13 protein-coding genes are annotated in these 14043 nt (G+C 69.6%); 4 read left to right on the forward strand and 9 right to left on the reverse strand.

Going from position 1 to position 14043, the window contains the following annotated elements:
- Positions 1 to 3: 3 nt before the first annotated feature.
- From lipB to sucB, 3 genes are read right to left on the reverse strand one after another with little or no spacing between them, the layout of a single operon-like run.
- On the reverse strand, positions 4 to 720 hold the full coding sequence (gene lipB, locus A5699_RS22855; protein WP_197508370.1) for a lipoyl(octanoyl) transferase LipB: 717 nt from the start codon (positions 718 to 720) through the stop codon (positions 4 to 6).
- Positions 717 to 1625, reverse strand: a complete 909-nt coding sequence (locus A5699_RS22860; protein WP_067774274.1) for a TIGR01777 family oxidoreductase — start codon at positions 1623 to 1625, stop codon at positions 717 to 719. The genes lipB and A5699_RS22860 overlap by 4 nt, the downstream gene beginning before the upstream one ends.
- A 25-nt stretch (positions 1626 to 1650) precedes the next feature.
- A complete protein-coding gene (gene sucB, locus A5699_RS22865; RefSeq protein ID WP_067774277.1) occupies positions 1651 to 3390 on the reverse strand; it encodes a 2-oxoglutarate dehydrogenase, E2 component, dihydrolipoamide succinyltransferase in 1740 nt (579 codons plus the stop codon).
- A 214-nt stretch (positions 3391 to 3604) separates the two neighbouring features.
- Between sucB and A5699_RS22870 the strand changes: the two genes are divergently transcribed.
- Positions 3605 to 3958 (forward strand): oxidoreductase, encoded by a 354-nt coding sequence (locus A5699_RS22870; RefSeq protein ID WP_067774280.1) that lies wholly within the window; start codon positions 3605 to 3607, stop codon positions 3956 to 3958.
- A 67-nt stretch (positions 3959 to 4025) separates the two neighbouring features.
- Positions 4026 to 5762 (forward strand): SDR family oxidoreductase, encoded by a 1737-nt coding sequence (locus A5699_RS22875; RefSeq protein ID WP_067774432.1) that lies wholly within the window; start codon positions 4026 to 4028, stop codon positions 5760 to 5762.
- A gap of 3 nt (positions 5763 to 5765) precedes the next feature.
- Here A5699_RS22875 and A5699_RS22880 read toward each other — a convergent pair whose 3' ends face one another.
- The 3 genes from A5699_RS22880 to A5699_RS22890 are packed head-to-tail and all read right to left on the reverse strand — an operon-like array spanning position 5766 to position 9367.
- Positions 5766 to 6680, reverse strand: coding sequence for a lytic transglycosylase domain-containing protein (locus A5699_RS22880; RefSeq protein WP_067774434.1), 915 nt, complete (start codon positions 6678 to 6680; stop codon positions 5766 to 5768).
- 53 nt (positions 6681 to 6733) lie between these two features.
- Positions 6734 to 8242, reverse strand: a complete 1509-nt coding sequence (locus A5699_RS22885) for a leucyl aminopeptidase (RefSeq protein WP_067774283.1) — start codon at positions 8240 to 8242, stop codon at positions 6734 to 6736.
- 30 nt (positions 8243 to 8272) lie between these two features.
- Positions 8273 to 9367 carry an adenylate/guanylate cyclase domain-containing protein gene (locus A5699_RS22890; protein WP_142254192.1) on the reverse strand — a complete coding sequence of 365 codons (1095 nt, stop codon included), beginning with the start codon at positions 9365 to 9367 and terminating at the stop codon, positions 8273 to 8275.
- 54 nt (positions 9368 to 9421) lie between these two features.
- Between A5699_RS22890 and gcvT the strand changes: the two genes are divergently transcribed.
- Entirely contained in the window at positions 9422 to 10540 is a 1119-nt protein-coding gene (gene gcvT, locus A5699_RS22895; RefSeq protein ID WP_067774286.1) for a glycine cleavage system aminomethyltransferase GcvT, read from the forward strand.
- Between the two features lie 52 nt (positions 10541 to 10592).
- Entirely contained in the window at positions 10593 to 11711 is a 1119-nt protein-coding gene (locus A5699_RS22900) for a branched-chain amino acid aminotransferase (protein ID WP_067774289.1), read from the forward strand.
- Here A5699_RS22900 and A5699_RS22905 read toward each other — a convergent pair.
- The 3 genes from A5699_RS22905 to A5699_RS22915 are packed head-to-tail and all read right to left on the reverse strand — an operon-like array spanning position 11708 to position 14030.
- The gene (locus A5699_RS22905; RefSeq protein WP_067774292.1) at positions 11708 to 12433 is read right to left on the reverse strand and encodes an adenosylcobinamide-GDP ribazoletransferase; all 726 of its coding nucleotides are present in this window, start codon (positions 12431 to 12433) and stop codon (positions 11708 to 11710) included. The two genes, A5699_RS22900 and A5699_RS22905, sit on opposite strands and share 4 nt — an antisense overlap.
- Positions 12430 to 13500 carry a nicotinate-nucleotide--dimethylbenzimidazole phosphoribosyltransferase gene (gene cobT / locus A5699_RS22910; protein WP_067774295.1) on the reverse strand — a complete coding sequence of 357 codons (1071 nt, stop codon included), beginning with the start codon at positions 13498 to 13500 and terminating at the stop codon, positions 12430 to 12432. Before cobT ends, A5699_RS22905 begins: the two co-directional genes overlap by 4 nt.
- The gene (locus tag A5699_RS22915; protein WP_067774298.1) at positions 13497 to 14030 is read right to left on the reverse strand and encodes a bifunctional adenosylcobinamide kinase/adenosylcobinamide-phosphate guanylyltransferase; all 534 of its coding nucleotides are present in this window, start codon (positions 14028 to 14030) and stop codon (positions 13497 to 13499) included. The genes cobT and A5699_RS22915 overlap by 4 nt, the downstream gene beginning before the upstream one ends.
- Between the last annotated feature and the right edge of the window lie 13 nt (positions 14031 to 14043).

The following is a 14043-nucleotide window of genomic DNA, read 5'->3' on the forward strand; positions in this document are numbered from 1 at the left end:
GATTCATCCTACGTTCAGGGCAACTTCGAGACGGCCGTCGAGCGCGTCACACACCGCGGCGGCGACGCGATCGGTGACGTCCTCGACCGTGATGTGACGGCCCAACTCGGCCGTCAGCGACGTGACACCCGCATCGGCGATGCCGCACGGCACGATCGAGGAGTACGCGGACAGCTCGCAATCACAGTTCAGTGCGAAGCCGTGCAGCGTCGTGGCGCGGGATACCCGGATACCGATCGCGGCGACCTTGCGGGCCGGCTGCAGTTCATTGCCTGGCACCCAGACCCCGGACCGTCCCTCGACCCGGCCGGTTTTCAGACCGAGGTCTGCGCATACCCGGATGAGTGCTTCCTCAAGGCGCCGAACGAAATTCACCACATCCAGCGGCTCGGTCAGACCGATGATGGGGTAGCCCACCAGTTGGCCGGGACCGTGCCAGGTGATCTTGCCGCCGCGGTCGGTGTCGACGACGGGCGTGCCGTCCACCGGGCGTTCGTGCGGCTCGGTGCGCTTGCCGGCGGTGTACACCGCGGGGTGTTGCAGCAGCAACAGGGTGTCGGGCCCGCCGGCGACTCTGGCGTCGGCGATCTCACGCTGCAGCGCCCAGGCGTCCTGGTAATCGATCACGCCCATCCGCCGCACCTCGACCGGCCCGGCGCTTGAGCGGATGGACGTCACAGCCTCGACCGTACGCCCCTGCTGCGCGGCGACCCCGGTCATGCGTCTTTGGGTGCGGTGGCGTACGTCAGCGCCTCACCCACGGTGTTGTGGTGGAAAGTAAAACCGGCGCGCTCCAATGCGGCCGGGATCGCCCGCTGGCCCACCAGCAGGCCCTCATCGGCGATCTCGCCGACCAGGGCACGCAAGGCGAAACCCGGCACGATCGCCGGAGCGGGCCGGTTGACCGCCCGGCCCAGCGCCGCGGTGAACTCGGCGTTGGTGACCGGCGCGGGGCCGGTGAGATTGACCGGGCCCGAGAGACTTTCGTTCGAGATCGCAAACAGCACGGCACGGACCTCGTCCTCCAGACTGATCCACGGAACGTACTGCCGGCCGTTGCCCAACCGCGCGCCCAGGCCCAGCGAGAACAGCGGCTTGAGGCGGCTCACCATGCCGCCGGAGGGCGACATCACCAGACCGGTGCGCAGCAGCACCACCCGGGCGCCGGCGGCCACGGCCCCAGCGGTGGCCGCCTCCCAGTCCGCGCACAGCCGGGCCAGGAAACCTTGTCCTTCGGGTGCGGTCTCGTCGGTCACCCGGCCGCGGGTATCGCCGTAGTAGCCGACGGCGCTGGCATTGACCAGGACCGGTACCCCGGCGTCGGCGACGGCGCCGGCGAGCACCTCGGTGGGCCCGATGCGGCTGTCGCGCAGGCTCTGTTTGAACGCGCCCGACCACCGCTTGTCGCCGACCCCGATGCCGCAGAGGTTCACCACCGCGTGCACGCCGCGGATGGCGTCGGCATCGAACTCTCCGGTATCGGGGTTCCAGAACAACTCGTCGCCGTTCGATGGTGCCCGGCGAACGATTCGGAGAACCCGGTGATCGGCGGCGCGCAGTGCGGCAACCAGCGCTGAACCGATCAGACCGGACGATCCCGCTATCGCGATGACGGCGTCCGCCACAGTGGGGAGCCCCTCCTAACGGCCCTTACAGCCCGAGGTCGGCCTCGAATGCACCTTCTTCGAGCCGGCGCTTGATGGTGGTCACGAATCGGCCGGCGTCGGCGCCGTCGATCAGTCGGTGGTCATAGGTCAGCGGCAGGTAGCACACCGACCGCACACCGATCGACTCGTTGCCGTACTCATCGGAGATCACCCGCGGGCGTTTGACGATCGCGCCGGTGCCCAGCATCGCCGCCTGCGGCGGCACCAGGATGGGCGTGTCGAACAGCGCGCCCTGGCTGCCGATGTTGGTGATCGTGAACGTGCCACCGGCCAGCTCGTCGGGCTTGAGGTTGCCCGACCGGGCACGGGCCGCGATGTCGGAGATGGCGCGCGCCAGCCCGCCCAGCGACAGGTCACCGGCGTTGTGGATCACCGGGGAGAGCAGACCCTGTTCGGTGTCGACCGCGAAGCCGAGGTGCTCGGCGTCGTAGTAGGTGATCTCCTTGGTGTCCTCGTTGTAGCTGGCGTTGACGTTCGGGTGGGCCTTGAGCGCATCGATGACGGCGCGGGCGATGAACGGCAGATACGTGAGGTTGACCCCCTCGCGCTCGGCGAAGTCGGCCTTCGCCCGGGCCCGCAACGCCACGATCTTGGTCATGTCGACCTCGTGGGTCTGCGTCAGCTGCGCCGTCGCCTGCAGGGATTCGCGCGTCTTCTTGGCTGTGATCTGGCGAATTCGGTTGGCCTTCTGCGTGGTTCCGCGCAGATGCGCCAGCGCCGGGGCCGGCGTGGCCGAGGCCGCGGGTGCGGCGGCGGCAGGGGCCGCAGCGGCGGGCGCCGACGCGGCCGGGGGAGCCTTCTTCGCTTCCGCGGCGGCCAGCACATCCTGCTTGCGGATACGACCACCGACGCCGGTGCCCTTCACCTGGGCGAGGTCGACGCCGTTCTCCGAGGCCAACTTCCGCACCAGCGGCGTGACATACGGCGAGCCGTCACCGGCTGCGGCGGGCTCGGCCTTGGGTTCGGGCTTGGGCTCGGCCTTGGGCTCCGGCTTGGGCTCGGGCTTCGGCTCCGGCTTCGGCTTCGGTTCGGGCTTGGGTTCCGGCTTCGGCTCGGATTTCGGTTCGGGCTTGGGCTCGGGAGCCGGCTCCTGGGCCGCACCGGCCTCCCCGATCTTGGCGAGCTCGCCACCGACGGCGACGGTGTCGTCCTCTTCGGCGGTGATCTCCAGCAGGGTGCCGGCAACCGGGGACGGAATCTCGGTGTCGACCTTGTCGGTGGACACCTCCACCAGCGGCTCGTCCACGCCGACGGAGTCACCGACCTTCTTGAGCCACCGGGTGACGGTGCCCTCGGTGACCGACTCGCCCAACTCGGGCATGGTGACCGTGGTGGCCGATCCCGACGCGGCCGGCTTGGCCGGGGCGGCAGGCTCCGGCGCGGGGGACTCGGACGGAGCGGCCGACGGCTGGGTGGCCTGCGGTTCGGGCTCGGGCTCGGGCTTGGATTCCGGCTCTGCGGACGCCGACGCCCCCGACGATTCGCCGGCCTCGCCGATGACTGCGAGCTCCCCGCCGATCTCGACGGTGTCGTCCTCCTGGGCGACGATCTTGGTCAAGACGCCGGCGGCCGGGGACGGGATCTCGGTGTCGACCTTGTCCGTGGACACCTCCAGCAGCGGCTCGTCGAGTTCGACGGTGTCGCCCTCCTGTTTAAGCCAACGGGTGACGGTCCCTTCAGTGACGCTCTCACCTAGCGCGGGCATCTGGACGGAGATGGCCATGTGTATTGACTCCTCAGACGGTCATGTGACGACTCGAACTCTGGCTTACCACAGCTGGGTGCACTGGGTGCGGCACCTAACTGGATTGTCGGAACCATCCTGTCACTGCAGCACCATTCGCACGCACTCAGGGTTACCGCGAGCTCTGGCACTATCGGATGTAGGTGTGCAGGGCAGTTCGCCGAACTTCCGCAGAATTGAGGAGAGTGTTGCGTTGGGGCTGTTCGACGCGTTTCGCCGCGGTCGCCCGGCGCGCCGATCCGGCGGAGATCGGGCTGAGGATCTGCGATATCTGCAGCAGTGGGTGGCCGATCACGTCGGCGTCGAGGCATTCGTCGAGCCCCGGACCACCGTCACCGAGGTGACCGTCGTCCTCGTCGCCGCCGACGGGGAGTGGACCCGGCGCCGCGCCGGAGGTGAGGCCGGCGCGCGTCGCCTCAGTGACCGGCTGCAGATCCCGGTCTACGACGTGCAGAAGGTCGGTTATCCCCAACGCATGCGCGACTACGACGCGCGGCGACGCATCGAACGGCAACGCGCGCTGCGGCAGGAGCTCGACGACCGTTAGAGTCAAGACAGCCGATACCTGAGGTATTGGATACTGTTAGTCACAGTTACCTCGTGGAGGGGTGGACATGCAGCGCTTCGTCGTCAGCTCGGACGGGACCCGTATCGCGGTTTACGAACAAGGGGATCGGGAGCGCCCCACGTTGGTGATGGCCCACGGATGGCCCGACTCGCACGTGTTGTGGAACGGGGTGACGGGCGAACTGGGCGACCGCTACCGCATCGTCCGTTACGACAACCGCGGTGCCGGCGCCTCGGATGTACCCAAACGCGTCGCCGCCTATCGCATGGACCGCTTCGCCGATGACCTGTCCGCGGTCATCGACGCGGTCAGCCCCGACCGTCCGGTCCACCTGCTGGCGCACGACTGGGGATCGGTGGGGGCATGGGAGTACCTCAGCCGCCCGGGTGCTGCCGAGCGGGTGGCGTCCTTCACCTCGGTGTCGGGTCCCAGCACCGACCATTACGGGTCGTTCGTGCGCCGTCGGCTGGCCCGGCCGTACCGGCCCATCCAGTTCGCCAGGGCGCTGGATCTGGCCTCGCGGTTCAGCTACTGGATCCCGTTCTCGGTGCCGGTGATCGCGCCGGCTCTGATGCGCCGTGGGGCTGCGCGTCGACTGCAGGCCATCGACACCCCCGGCCCCAAGTACCAGTCCGAGACACTCGACACCGATGCGGCGAACTCGCTGAAGATCTACCCCGCCAACGCAATCCGATCGTTCACCACGCTGCGCAAAGATCACTACGTGACAGTGCCGGTGCAGTTGATCTGCAACGACCACGACCCGGTGGTGCGAGGCCACGGCTACGACGAGGAATCCACCTGGGTGCCGCTGCTGTGGCGCCGCGACCTCAAAGCCGGTCACTGGGCACCGTTCTCGCATTGGCGTGCCATCGCCAACGCGACGGCCGAGCTGATCGACCACATCGAGGGGGCCCCGGCGGCCCGCGCATTGCGCCGCGCACAGATCGGGCGGGCCCGCGAACCCTTCGGCGACACACTGGTTTCCGTGACCGGGGCGGGCAGCGGCATCGGCCGGGCCACCGCGCTGGCGTTCGCGGCCCAGGGTGCCGAACTGGTGGTCAGCGACATCGACAAAGATGCCGCAGCGGCCACAGTTGACGAGATCATCGCGGCCGGCGGCGTGGCACACGCCTACCAGCTCGACGTGGCCGACGCCGAGGCGGTCGAGGCCTTCGTCGAACAGGTCTGCATCACCCACGGCGTGCCCGACGTGGTGGTCAACAACGCCGGCATCGGCCATGGGGGAAAATTCCTCGACACCCCCGCCGATCAGTACGACCGCGTGCTGGAGGTGAACTTCGGCGGTGTGGTGAACTGCTGCCGGTCTTTCGCCCGGCGTCTCGTCGAGCGCGGCACCGGCGGCCACATCGTCAACGTGGCGTCGATGGCCGCCTATTCACCGTCGGCGTCGATGAACGCCTACGCCACCAGCAAGGCGGCGGTGTTCATGTTCTCGGACTGCCTGCGTGCCGAATTGGATTCGGCCGGAATCGGTTTGACCACGATCTGCCCGGGCGTCGTCGACACGAACATTATCGACACCACCCGCTTCGACGTCCCGGCCGAGCAGCAGGGCCAGATCGACCAGTTGCGGGCCAGGACCAAGAAGGCCTTCGCCGCGCGGCGCTACGGTCCGGAGAAGGTGGCCAAGGCCATCGTCGCCGCCGTCGTCAAGGATCAGGCGATCCGCCCCGTCACCCCCGAGGCCTATGCGGCCTATGGGCTGGCGCGGCTCGTGCCCTCGGCACTGCGCCGGGTGGCGCGGTCCGGGTCGCTCTAGCCGCTACTGCGGATGGGTGGCGAGGTATTCGCCTACCGGAATGGGTGATTCGGTCGCATACCCGATCGGCAGCAGGACGTCGCCGGCAGTGGTCACGTAGTAGACGTCCCAACGGTAGAACGCGCCGAACGCCGCCGGATCGGCTGCGAGCGCCGCGGCGTAGGCGTGGACCGCACGCACGTACGCGTCGGCGTTGTTGTACCGGAACAGGGCATGGTCCGGATCGTTGGCAAATCCGTTGGCGGCCAGGTAACGACCGGCCGCCAGGATGCTGTCGCGGGGCGCGTTGATGTCGCCGCCCGCGCCGTAGGCCGCGAACGTGGAGGGCATGAATTGCATCGGCCCCTGCGCCCCGGCGAGGCTGGTTCCTCGCACGCTGCCGAAATGCGTTTCGATCAGGTTGATCGCGGCCAGGTAGTTCCAGCCCACGCCGGAGGCTGCCTCGGTCTCGCGGTAACAATCAAGCAGCAGTTCGGCCGGCGGCGGCGGTTCGATGCGCCAGGCGGGCAACGTGTCTCGCGGTTCGGCCAGCGTGGCGAGCTGCCGCCGCGCGTCGACGTTGTGGTCGTAGAACGCGATCAGATCGGCGGGGATACGCGGCCGGATGATGCCGTCCCACTCAGGATGGCGGCCGATGGCCCGGTAGGCCACCTGCTGACGCCGGGCAGCTTGGGTGAGCGCAGGCTCCGGCGTCGACCGATTGCGCAGGGCCCGCTCGTCGGATACCAGATCGTCCGCCAGTTGCGCCGGGTCTGTCGCGAGCCGCGGCTGCGCGCCGCCGGGGGAGGGCTGCGTGGTGGTCGTCGGCGACGGTGCCCTCGAGGAAGCGGGGCTTGCGGTGTCCGACGATTCCGCGCACCCGACGAGACCTACGCCCAACGTGAACACGATGGCGAGATTGCCGAGATATCGCGCCATCGTGTTCACATTCGGCGGGGGCATGGGATCAGCCGTTCACGGCTCAAGCTCAATCAGCCGTTCGCGGCTATATCCTCCAACACGGCGAACATCGTCCGCGTCGGCACACCGGTGCCACCCTTGGGGGTGTAACCCCACGGGCCGCCGGTGTTGTAGGCCGGTGCGGCGATGTCGATGTGCGCCCACTGGACCCCGTCGGCGACGAACTCACGCAGGTAGGTGCCCGCCACCAGCATCCCGGCGAAGCGGGATCCGCTGACGTTGGCCAAATCGGCCACCGTGGACTTGAGCTCATCCTTGAGCTCCTCGGGAAGTGGCATGGCCCAACCGTTTTCGCCCACGGACTGCGACAGCGTCGCGACCCGGTCGCGGAACTCGTCGCTGCCCATCACCCCGGGCGTGCGGGCACCCAGCGCGACTGTCTGCGCGCCCGTCAGCGTCGAGGTCTCGATCAGGTAGTCCGGGTCGTCCTCGCAGGCCCGCACGATCGCGTCGGCCAGGATCAGCCGGCCCTCGGCGTCGGTGTTGAGCACCTCGACCGTGATCCCGCCGTACTGGGTCAGCACATCGCCGGGACGCTGCGCGGTCGACGACGGCATGTTCTCGGCCATCGGCACGGTCGCGATCACCTCGATCGGCAACTTCTGCTTGGCGGCCAGCACCACGGTCGCGATGACCGCCGCCGCGCCGCCCATGTCGGACGTCATGTGGTGCATGTTGGCGGCCGGCTTGATCGAGATGCCGCCGGTGTCGAACGTGATGCCCTTGCCGACGAGCGCGACCCTCTTGGTGCCCGCACCGCCACGATGGATCAACCGGACCAGGCGCGGCGGCCGGGAGGATCCCTTGCCCACCCCGACGATGCCGCCGTACCCGGCCTCGGCCAGGGCCTCGTCATCGAGCACCTCGACCTCGAGACCGGCCGCTTCACCCAAAGCCTTTGCCCGATCGGCGAATTCAGCCGGGAAGAGATGGCTGGGGGGAGTGTTCACGAAGTCCCGGGCCGTCGCGACCGCCGACGCCACATCGACTGCCCGCTGCACGGACTGCTCGGCATTCTCGTCGGCCGTCAGCGCGGTGATGGCGGTCTGGCCGGAATCCTTGGGCGCGGTCTTTTCGCTGCGGAAGTCGTCGAAGCGGTAGGCGCCCAGGATCAGGCCCTCGACGGCGGCCTCGGGATCGATCGCCGACAGCGACGTCACCACCGTGGCGACCTTGTCGAGGGCGCGCGCGGCGGTACCGGCGGCCCGGCGGATCACGTCGGCGGGCCACTCGTCGCGCGGCTTGCCCAGACCCACGGTGAGCACGCTGGCCACCGGAAGCGAGGCGACGACCAGCCGATGCGTCTGGCCTTCACCGCCGGTGGCGCCCAGCGCCTGCAGGCCGGATTCGACTGCCGCCACCGCCTCGTCGTCGAGGTAGGGCTGTGGCGACAGGATCTTCGGGCCCGCCTCGTCACTGACGACGCCGATGACGAGGACGGCCTCGGCCACCCCCTCGCGGGGCAGCGAGGAGCTGACGGTGACGGTGGGTGTCTGGTAACCGGGATCTGCAGGACTCACAGGCCTCAGCCTAGCCACGCCAACCGCGGCTCATGCGGTAGGCGGCGCCCGCTGTAGATCGTAGGCCAGGACCGGTGCATTGAAACCCTTGAGCGTCAACGGGTCCTGCTCGACGGCCGGCCAGTCGGGCAGCTCGTCGCGCAATCCGGCGTCAGCCAGGATCTGGCCCGGCCGGGCCGCGGCGACCAGCCGTGCGGACAGGTTGACCGGGCTGCCGAAGTAGTCCCCGTTGATTGCCAGCATCGCGCCGAACGCCAGGCCCGCGCGCACACCCATCCCGCTCTCGCGGGCACGGGGATGGTTGATCAGGTCGGCCGCGGCCTGGGCCAGCAATTGCGGGGTGGCGCTGACCCACATCACCGCGTCGCCGATGAACTTCACCACCCGGCCGCCGTCGGTCTGGACGACGTCGGTGACGGTGGCGCTGAACTCGCTGAGCAGCATCGACAACTCGGCGGGCGTCAGCAGCTGGGTCAGTGCGGTGAAACCGGACAGGTCGACGAATCCGACACCGCACACGACGGTGGCCGACGGGTCAGGCTGGACACCCTCGAAGTATGTTCGCGCGCCGGACAGATGGTGCCGGTGCACCGCGTCGATCATCGTGCCGATGCGGGGGATTAGCTGGGCGACCGCGTGGTAGGTCCGCGCCGTGGTGAGCTCGTCGTGGCTGTGGGTGATCCAGAGATCGGGCCGGCCGGTGCGAACTACCGCGGATTCGGCCTCGGCCAGTCGGGCCATGGCCGCACCGACCACCCGCAGCAGGCCGGCTGCCGCGTCGTCGCCCAGTCCGTCCCTCATCGCGGCGCACGTCGCCAGCGCCTCGACGTCCGCCTCGCTCAGCGTCCGCTGATCGGGATCGGCGGCCGTGAGCCCGAGCACTGACCAGAAGTGCGTGACGTCGTCCAGCGGCAGCCTTAGCGCGTCGGCAGCCGTCCGCAGGCTGTAGGCCGGCGGGCCGGACCGCTGCAGCGTGTCTCCGGCCAGCCCGAACAGCCGGCCGCGCTTCTCGGCCTCCACCATCTCCTCCGCGGTGAAACCGAGCCCGTCCAGATACTCGATCAGGCCGGCCCGCGCCCGGGCGCCGGCGATCCCGGCGGCCTCAAGGGCATCGAAATCGACCACCAGACAAGTGTGCAGTCCGACGGCCCGGTCCGGCCCGCGGTTTAGGGTGATCTCGTGAGTGACGACCTGCTGCACGGACCCCTGGAAGACCGCCACCGCGAACTGGGCGCCAGCTTCGCCGAATTCGGCGGCTGGTTGATGCCGGTGTCGTACGCCGGGACCGTCGCCGAGCACAACGCCACCCGCGATGCCGTCGGCCTGTTCGACGTGAGTCACCTCGGCAAGGCGCTGGTCAAAGGACCCGGTGCGGCGGCCTACGTGAACTCGGCCCTCACCAACGACCTGAACCGGATCGGCCCCGGCAAGGCGCAGTACACGCTGTGCTGCAAAGACAACGGAGGCGTGGCGGGGGTTATTGATGACCTGATCGCCTACTACGTCTCCGACGACGAGATCTTCCTGGTGCCCAACGCCGCCAACACCGCGGCCGTGGTCGCCGAACTGCGCAAGCACGCCCCGGACGGGTTGACCATCACCGACGAGCACCGGTCCTATGCGGTCCTGGCTGTGCAGGGGCCGAAATCCGCCGAGGTGCTCGCCGCGCTCGGGTTGCCCACCGAGATGGACTACATGGGGTATGCCGACGCCGAATACGACGGCGTCTTCGTTCGGGTCTGCCGTACGGGCTACACCGGCGAGCATGGCTATGAGCTGCTGCCGGCTTGGGACCGCGCCGGCGTGGTGTTCGACGCGCTGCTGGCGGCGGTGCGCGAGGCCGGGGGAGAACCCGCGGGCCTGGGCGCCCGTGACACGCTGCGCACCGAGATGGGCTATCCGCTGCACGGCCACGAGCTGTCGCTGGACATCTCGCCGCTGCAGGCCCGCACCGGTTGGGCGGTCGGGTGGAAGAAGGACGCCTTCTGGGGACGCGAGGCACTACTGGCCGAGAAGGAGGCCGGGCCGGCCCGGGTGTTGCGCGGGCTGAAGGCGGTCGGTCGCGGGGTGTTGCGTGCGGATCTCGCGGTGCTGGGTCCTGGGGTAACGGAGGACGTCCGGATCGGCACCACGACGTCGGGGACGTTCTCGCCCACCCTGAAAGTCGGTATCGCGCTGGCCCTCATCGACACCGACCACGACATCGCCGACGGGCAGCGGGTGAGCGTCGACGTGCGCGGCCGCGCCGTCGAATGCGAGGTGGTCAAGCCACCGTTCGTGACCCCGCACACCCGCTGAGGCCCCGCTCCCGCGGGTAAATCGGCTGGCGCTCGGGCGATACAATCGCTGCATGACTAGCGGCCAGCTCGAGTTCACGGTTTCTGCCAACGCGAATCCGGCGACCGATGCGGTACGCGAATCCATTCTGGCCAACCCCGGTTTCGGCAAGTACCACACCGACCACATGGTGGCCATCGACTACACCGACGGTCAGGGCTGGCACGACCCGCGGGTGATCCCGTATGGGCCGATCGAGCTCGATCCGTCGGCCATCGTGCTGCACTACGCGCAGGAAGTGTTCGAGGGGCTCAAGGCGTACCGCTGGGCCGACGGCTCGATCGTGTCGTTCCGGCCGGAATCCAACGCGGCGCGGTTGCGTGCCTCGTCGCGGCGGTTGGCCATCCCGGAACTGCCCGAGGACGTGTTCATCGATTCGCTGCGCCGGCTCATCGCGGTCGACGAGAAGTGGGTGCCCGCCGCCGGCGGCGAGGAGTCGCTGTATCTGCGACCGTTCGTGATCGCCACCGAGCCCGGGCTCGGCGTGCGTCCGGCCAACGAGTACCGCTACCTGGTCATCGGCTCCCCGGCCGGGGCCTACTTCAAGGGCGGCGTCAAGCCGGTCAGTGTGTGGCTGTCGCACGAGTACGTGCGGGCCTCACCCGGGGGCACCGGTGCGGCCAAGTTCGGCGGCAACTACGCGGCCTCGCTGCTGGCGCAGGCCCAAGCCGCCGAGAACGGCTGCGATCAGGTGGTGTGGTTGGACGCGCTCGAACGCCGCTACGTCGAAGAGATGGGCGGGATGAACCTGTTCTTCGTGTTCGGCAGCGGTGGCTCAGCCCGGCTCGTCACCCCTGAGCTGTCCGGCTCGCTGTTGCCGGGCATCACGCGAGATTCCTTGTTGCAGTTGGCCACCGATGCCGGCTTCGCCGTCGAGGAACGCAAGATCGACGTCGACGAATGGCAGAAGAAGGCCGCCGCGGGCGAGATCACCGAGGTGTTCGCGTGTGGCACCGCCGCGGTGATCACCCCGGTGTCGAAGGTGAAGTACGGCAATTCCGATTCGCCGGAGGAGTTCACCATCGCCGACGGGCAACCCGGCGAGATCACGATGGCGCTGCGCGACACCCTGACCGGGATCCAGCGGGGCACCTTCGCCGACACGCACGGTTGGATGGCCCGGCTGAACTAGCCGACCGCCAGCCCCAGCGCGGTCAACGTCGTCGTCACCTCGACTGCGGCGCCGAGGACATCGCCGGTGATGCCGCCGAACCGGCGCACGCAGTGGGCGACCAAGAGCACCGAAGCGCCCACCGCGACCAGGACCACCACCGGGCCCTGCCACATCCGCGGCCCCGCCCAGGCGGCGAGCGCCGTGACCACGACCAGCCAGGCAATCACCACCGCAACCGGCTGGGTGCCTGCCACCGCACCGCCGAGTGAGCTACCTGCCGCTGCCGGCACCGACCGTCGGCATGCGGCCACCGCCGCGACCCGTCCCGCGGCGACGGCGACTACGGTGGCAACGGCGCTGATCTGATGGAAAGGCATTGCCTGGCAACCGATCACGACGATCGTCGCAGCCACACCGAACGGCCCGGCGGACCCTTCGCGCATGACCGTAAGTGCCCGCTCCGGCAGGCCGTAACAACCCAGGCCGTCAACGGTGTCGCAAAACCCGTCGATGTGCAGTCCACGGGTGACCAGCAACAGGACGGCCACGGCCAGCAGACCGGGAAGTGCAGTGCCGGTGCCGAAGGCCCACTGGCCACCGGCCACCACCGCCGCCGCCAGCGCGCCGAGTACCAGGCCCACCACCGGCAGCGCGGTCAGCGCGCCCCGGCCGATGCCTGCCGAGGTGCGCACCGGCAGCACCGTGCCGAACGCGAAGGCCCCGCCGAGCGCGGTGATCATGGTGTTGATTCAGGCGGTCCGGCTACTGCGGCTTCGGCGAAGGTGGCCATCGAGGCCAGCGTGGCGATCGCGGCCCGCACGATGGGCAGCGCCACCGCCGCGCCGGTGCCTTCGCCCAGGCGCATGTCGAGGTCGACGATCGGCTCCAGCCCCAGGTGCGACAGCGCCAGACTGTGGGCTGGTTCGGTCGACCGGTGACCGGCCTGCCACCACGCCCGTGCGCCCGGTGCCAACTGTTCGGCCACCAGGGCCGCGGCCGTCACCACCAGCCCGTCGAGCAACACCGGGGTGCGTCGCAGCGCGGCCTGGGCCAGAAAACCCGCCATCGCGGCCAGATCGGCACCGCCGCATACCTGCAGCAGACCCAGCGGATCGCGCGTCACATCCCGTGCCCGGTACAGCGCGTCGCGCACCGCGGCGGCCTTGCGCATCCACCCGGGATCGTCGATCCCGGTGCCGCGGCCGACCGCCACCACCGGTTCGGCCCCGGTCAGCGCGGCCACCAGAGTCGTTGCCGCCGTGGTGTTTCCGATACCCATATCGCCTGCGATGAGGAGGTCGGCGCCACCGTCCACCTCGTCGTCGGCGATCCGGCGCCCCGCGGTGAGTGCAGCCAGCGCGTCTTCGCGGCTGAGCGCATCCTCGACGGCGATGTTGCCCGAGCTGCGCCGAACCTTGTGCGCGCCGATCGCAGCGGACAGTGGCTCGTCGCAGTCGACGGCGATGTCGACCACCCGTACGGACGCCCCGGCCACCTCGGCGATGACGTTGATCGCGGCACCGCCGGCGTCGAAGTTGGCCACCATCTGCCCGGTCACCGCCGAGGGGAACGCCGAGACGCCCGCCGCCGTGACCCCGTGGTCGGCGGCGAAGACCACCACCCGGGGCCGGGTGAGGGCGCGCGGTGGACACACGCCCTGGCAGGCGGCCGCCCAGACCGAGAGATCTTCGAGCCGGCCCAACGAGCCGGGCGGTTTGGTCAGCAGCGCCTGCCGGGCCCGTGCGCTGGCGGCCACCTCGGGATCCGGCTCGGCGATCGGGGCGAAGGACGCATCGAATTCGGTCATGACGGCTCCTTCACCGTGAGCGGCTGGCCGGCCACCACCAGTACCACCCGGTCACACACCGCGGCCAGGCGTTGGTTGACCGTGCCCAATTCGTCGGCGAACCGGCGGCCCGCCTCGGTGGCGGGCACCACGGTGAGCCCGACCTCGGGACTGACCAGGACCAGGGGAGCGGCGAATGCCTCGACCGCCTCCAGGAGTGCATCCACCTCGTCGTGCACCGGTGCTCCCGCCCAGGCGCCGAGGCGGTCCATGGCCGTTGTCAGCCAACCGCCGATGTCGTCGACAAGCGTCGCGGTGTCGGGATCACCGGCCAGGTCAGTCGCCAGGTCGGTGGTCTCCACGGTGCGCCAGTGCGCCGGCCGGCGGACCCGATGTGCGTGCACGCGCTGAGCCCAGGAGCCGTCGCTGTCTGCGGCCGGGCCGGTGGCCAGGTACCGCACGGGCACGTGGTCCCCGGCCGCGGCCGTCACGGCCGCCTCGGCCCACTGTGATTTTCCCGACCGGATACCGCCGAGCACCAGGGTCCGCACGCCTCAGGCCGCC

It is taken from the genome of Mycobacterium sp. E802 (assembly GCF_001666875.1).
In the GTDB taxonomy this organism is placed as follows: domain Bacteria; phylum Actinomycetota; class Actinomycetes; order Mycobacteriales; family Mycobacteriaceae; genus Mycobacterium.

What these genes read in the sequence shown, in the direction of transcription:
- lipB (WP_197508370.1), bottom strand. Translation starts at nt 720, where the DNA reads ATGACCGGGGTCGCCGCGCAGCAGGGGCGTACGGTCGAGGCTGTGACG.
- sucB (WP_067774277.1), bottom strand. Translation starts at nt 3,390, where the DNA reads ATGGCCATCTCCGTCCAGATGCCCGCGCTAGGTGAGAGCGTCACTGAA.
- A5699_RS22875 (WP_067774432.1), top strand. Translation starts at nt 4,026, where the DNA reads ATGCAGCGCTTCGTCGTCAGCTCGGACGGGACCCGTATCGCGGTTTAC.
- A5699_RS22880 (WP_067774434.1), bottom strand. Translation starts at nt 6,680, where the DNA reads ATGGCGCGATATCTCGGCAATCTCGCCATCGTGTTCACGTTGGGCGTA.
- A5699_RS22900 (WP_067774289.1), top strand. Translation starts at nt 10,593, where the DNA reads ATGACTAGCGGCCAGCTCGAGTTCACGGTTTCTGCCAACGCGAATCCG.
- A5699_RS22905 (WP_067774292.1), bottom strand. Translation starts at nt 12,433, where the DNA reads ATGATCACCGCGCTCGGCGGGGCCTTCGCGTTCGGCACGGTGCTGCCG.
- cobT (WP_067774295.1), bottom strand. Translation starts at nt 13,500, where the DNA reads ATGACCGAATTCGATGCGTCCTTCGCCCCGATCGCCGAGCCGGATCCC.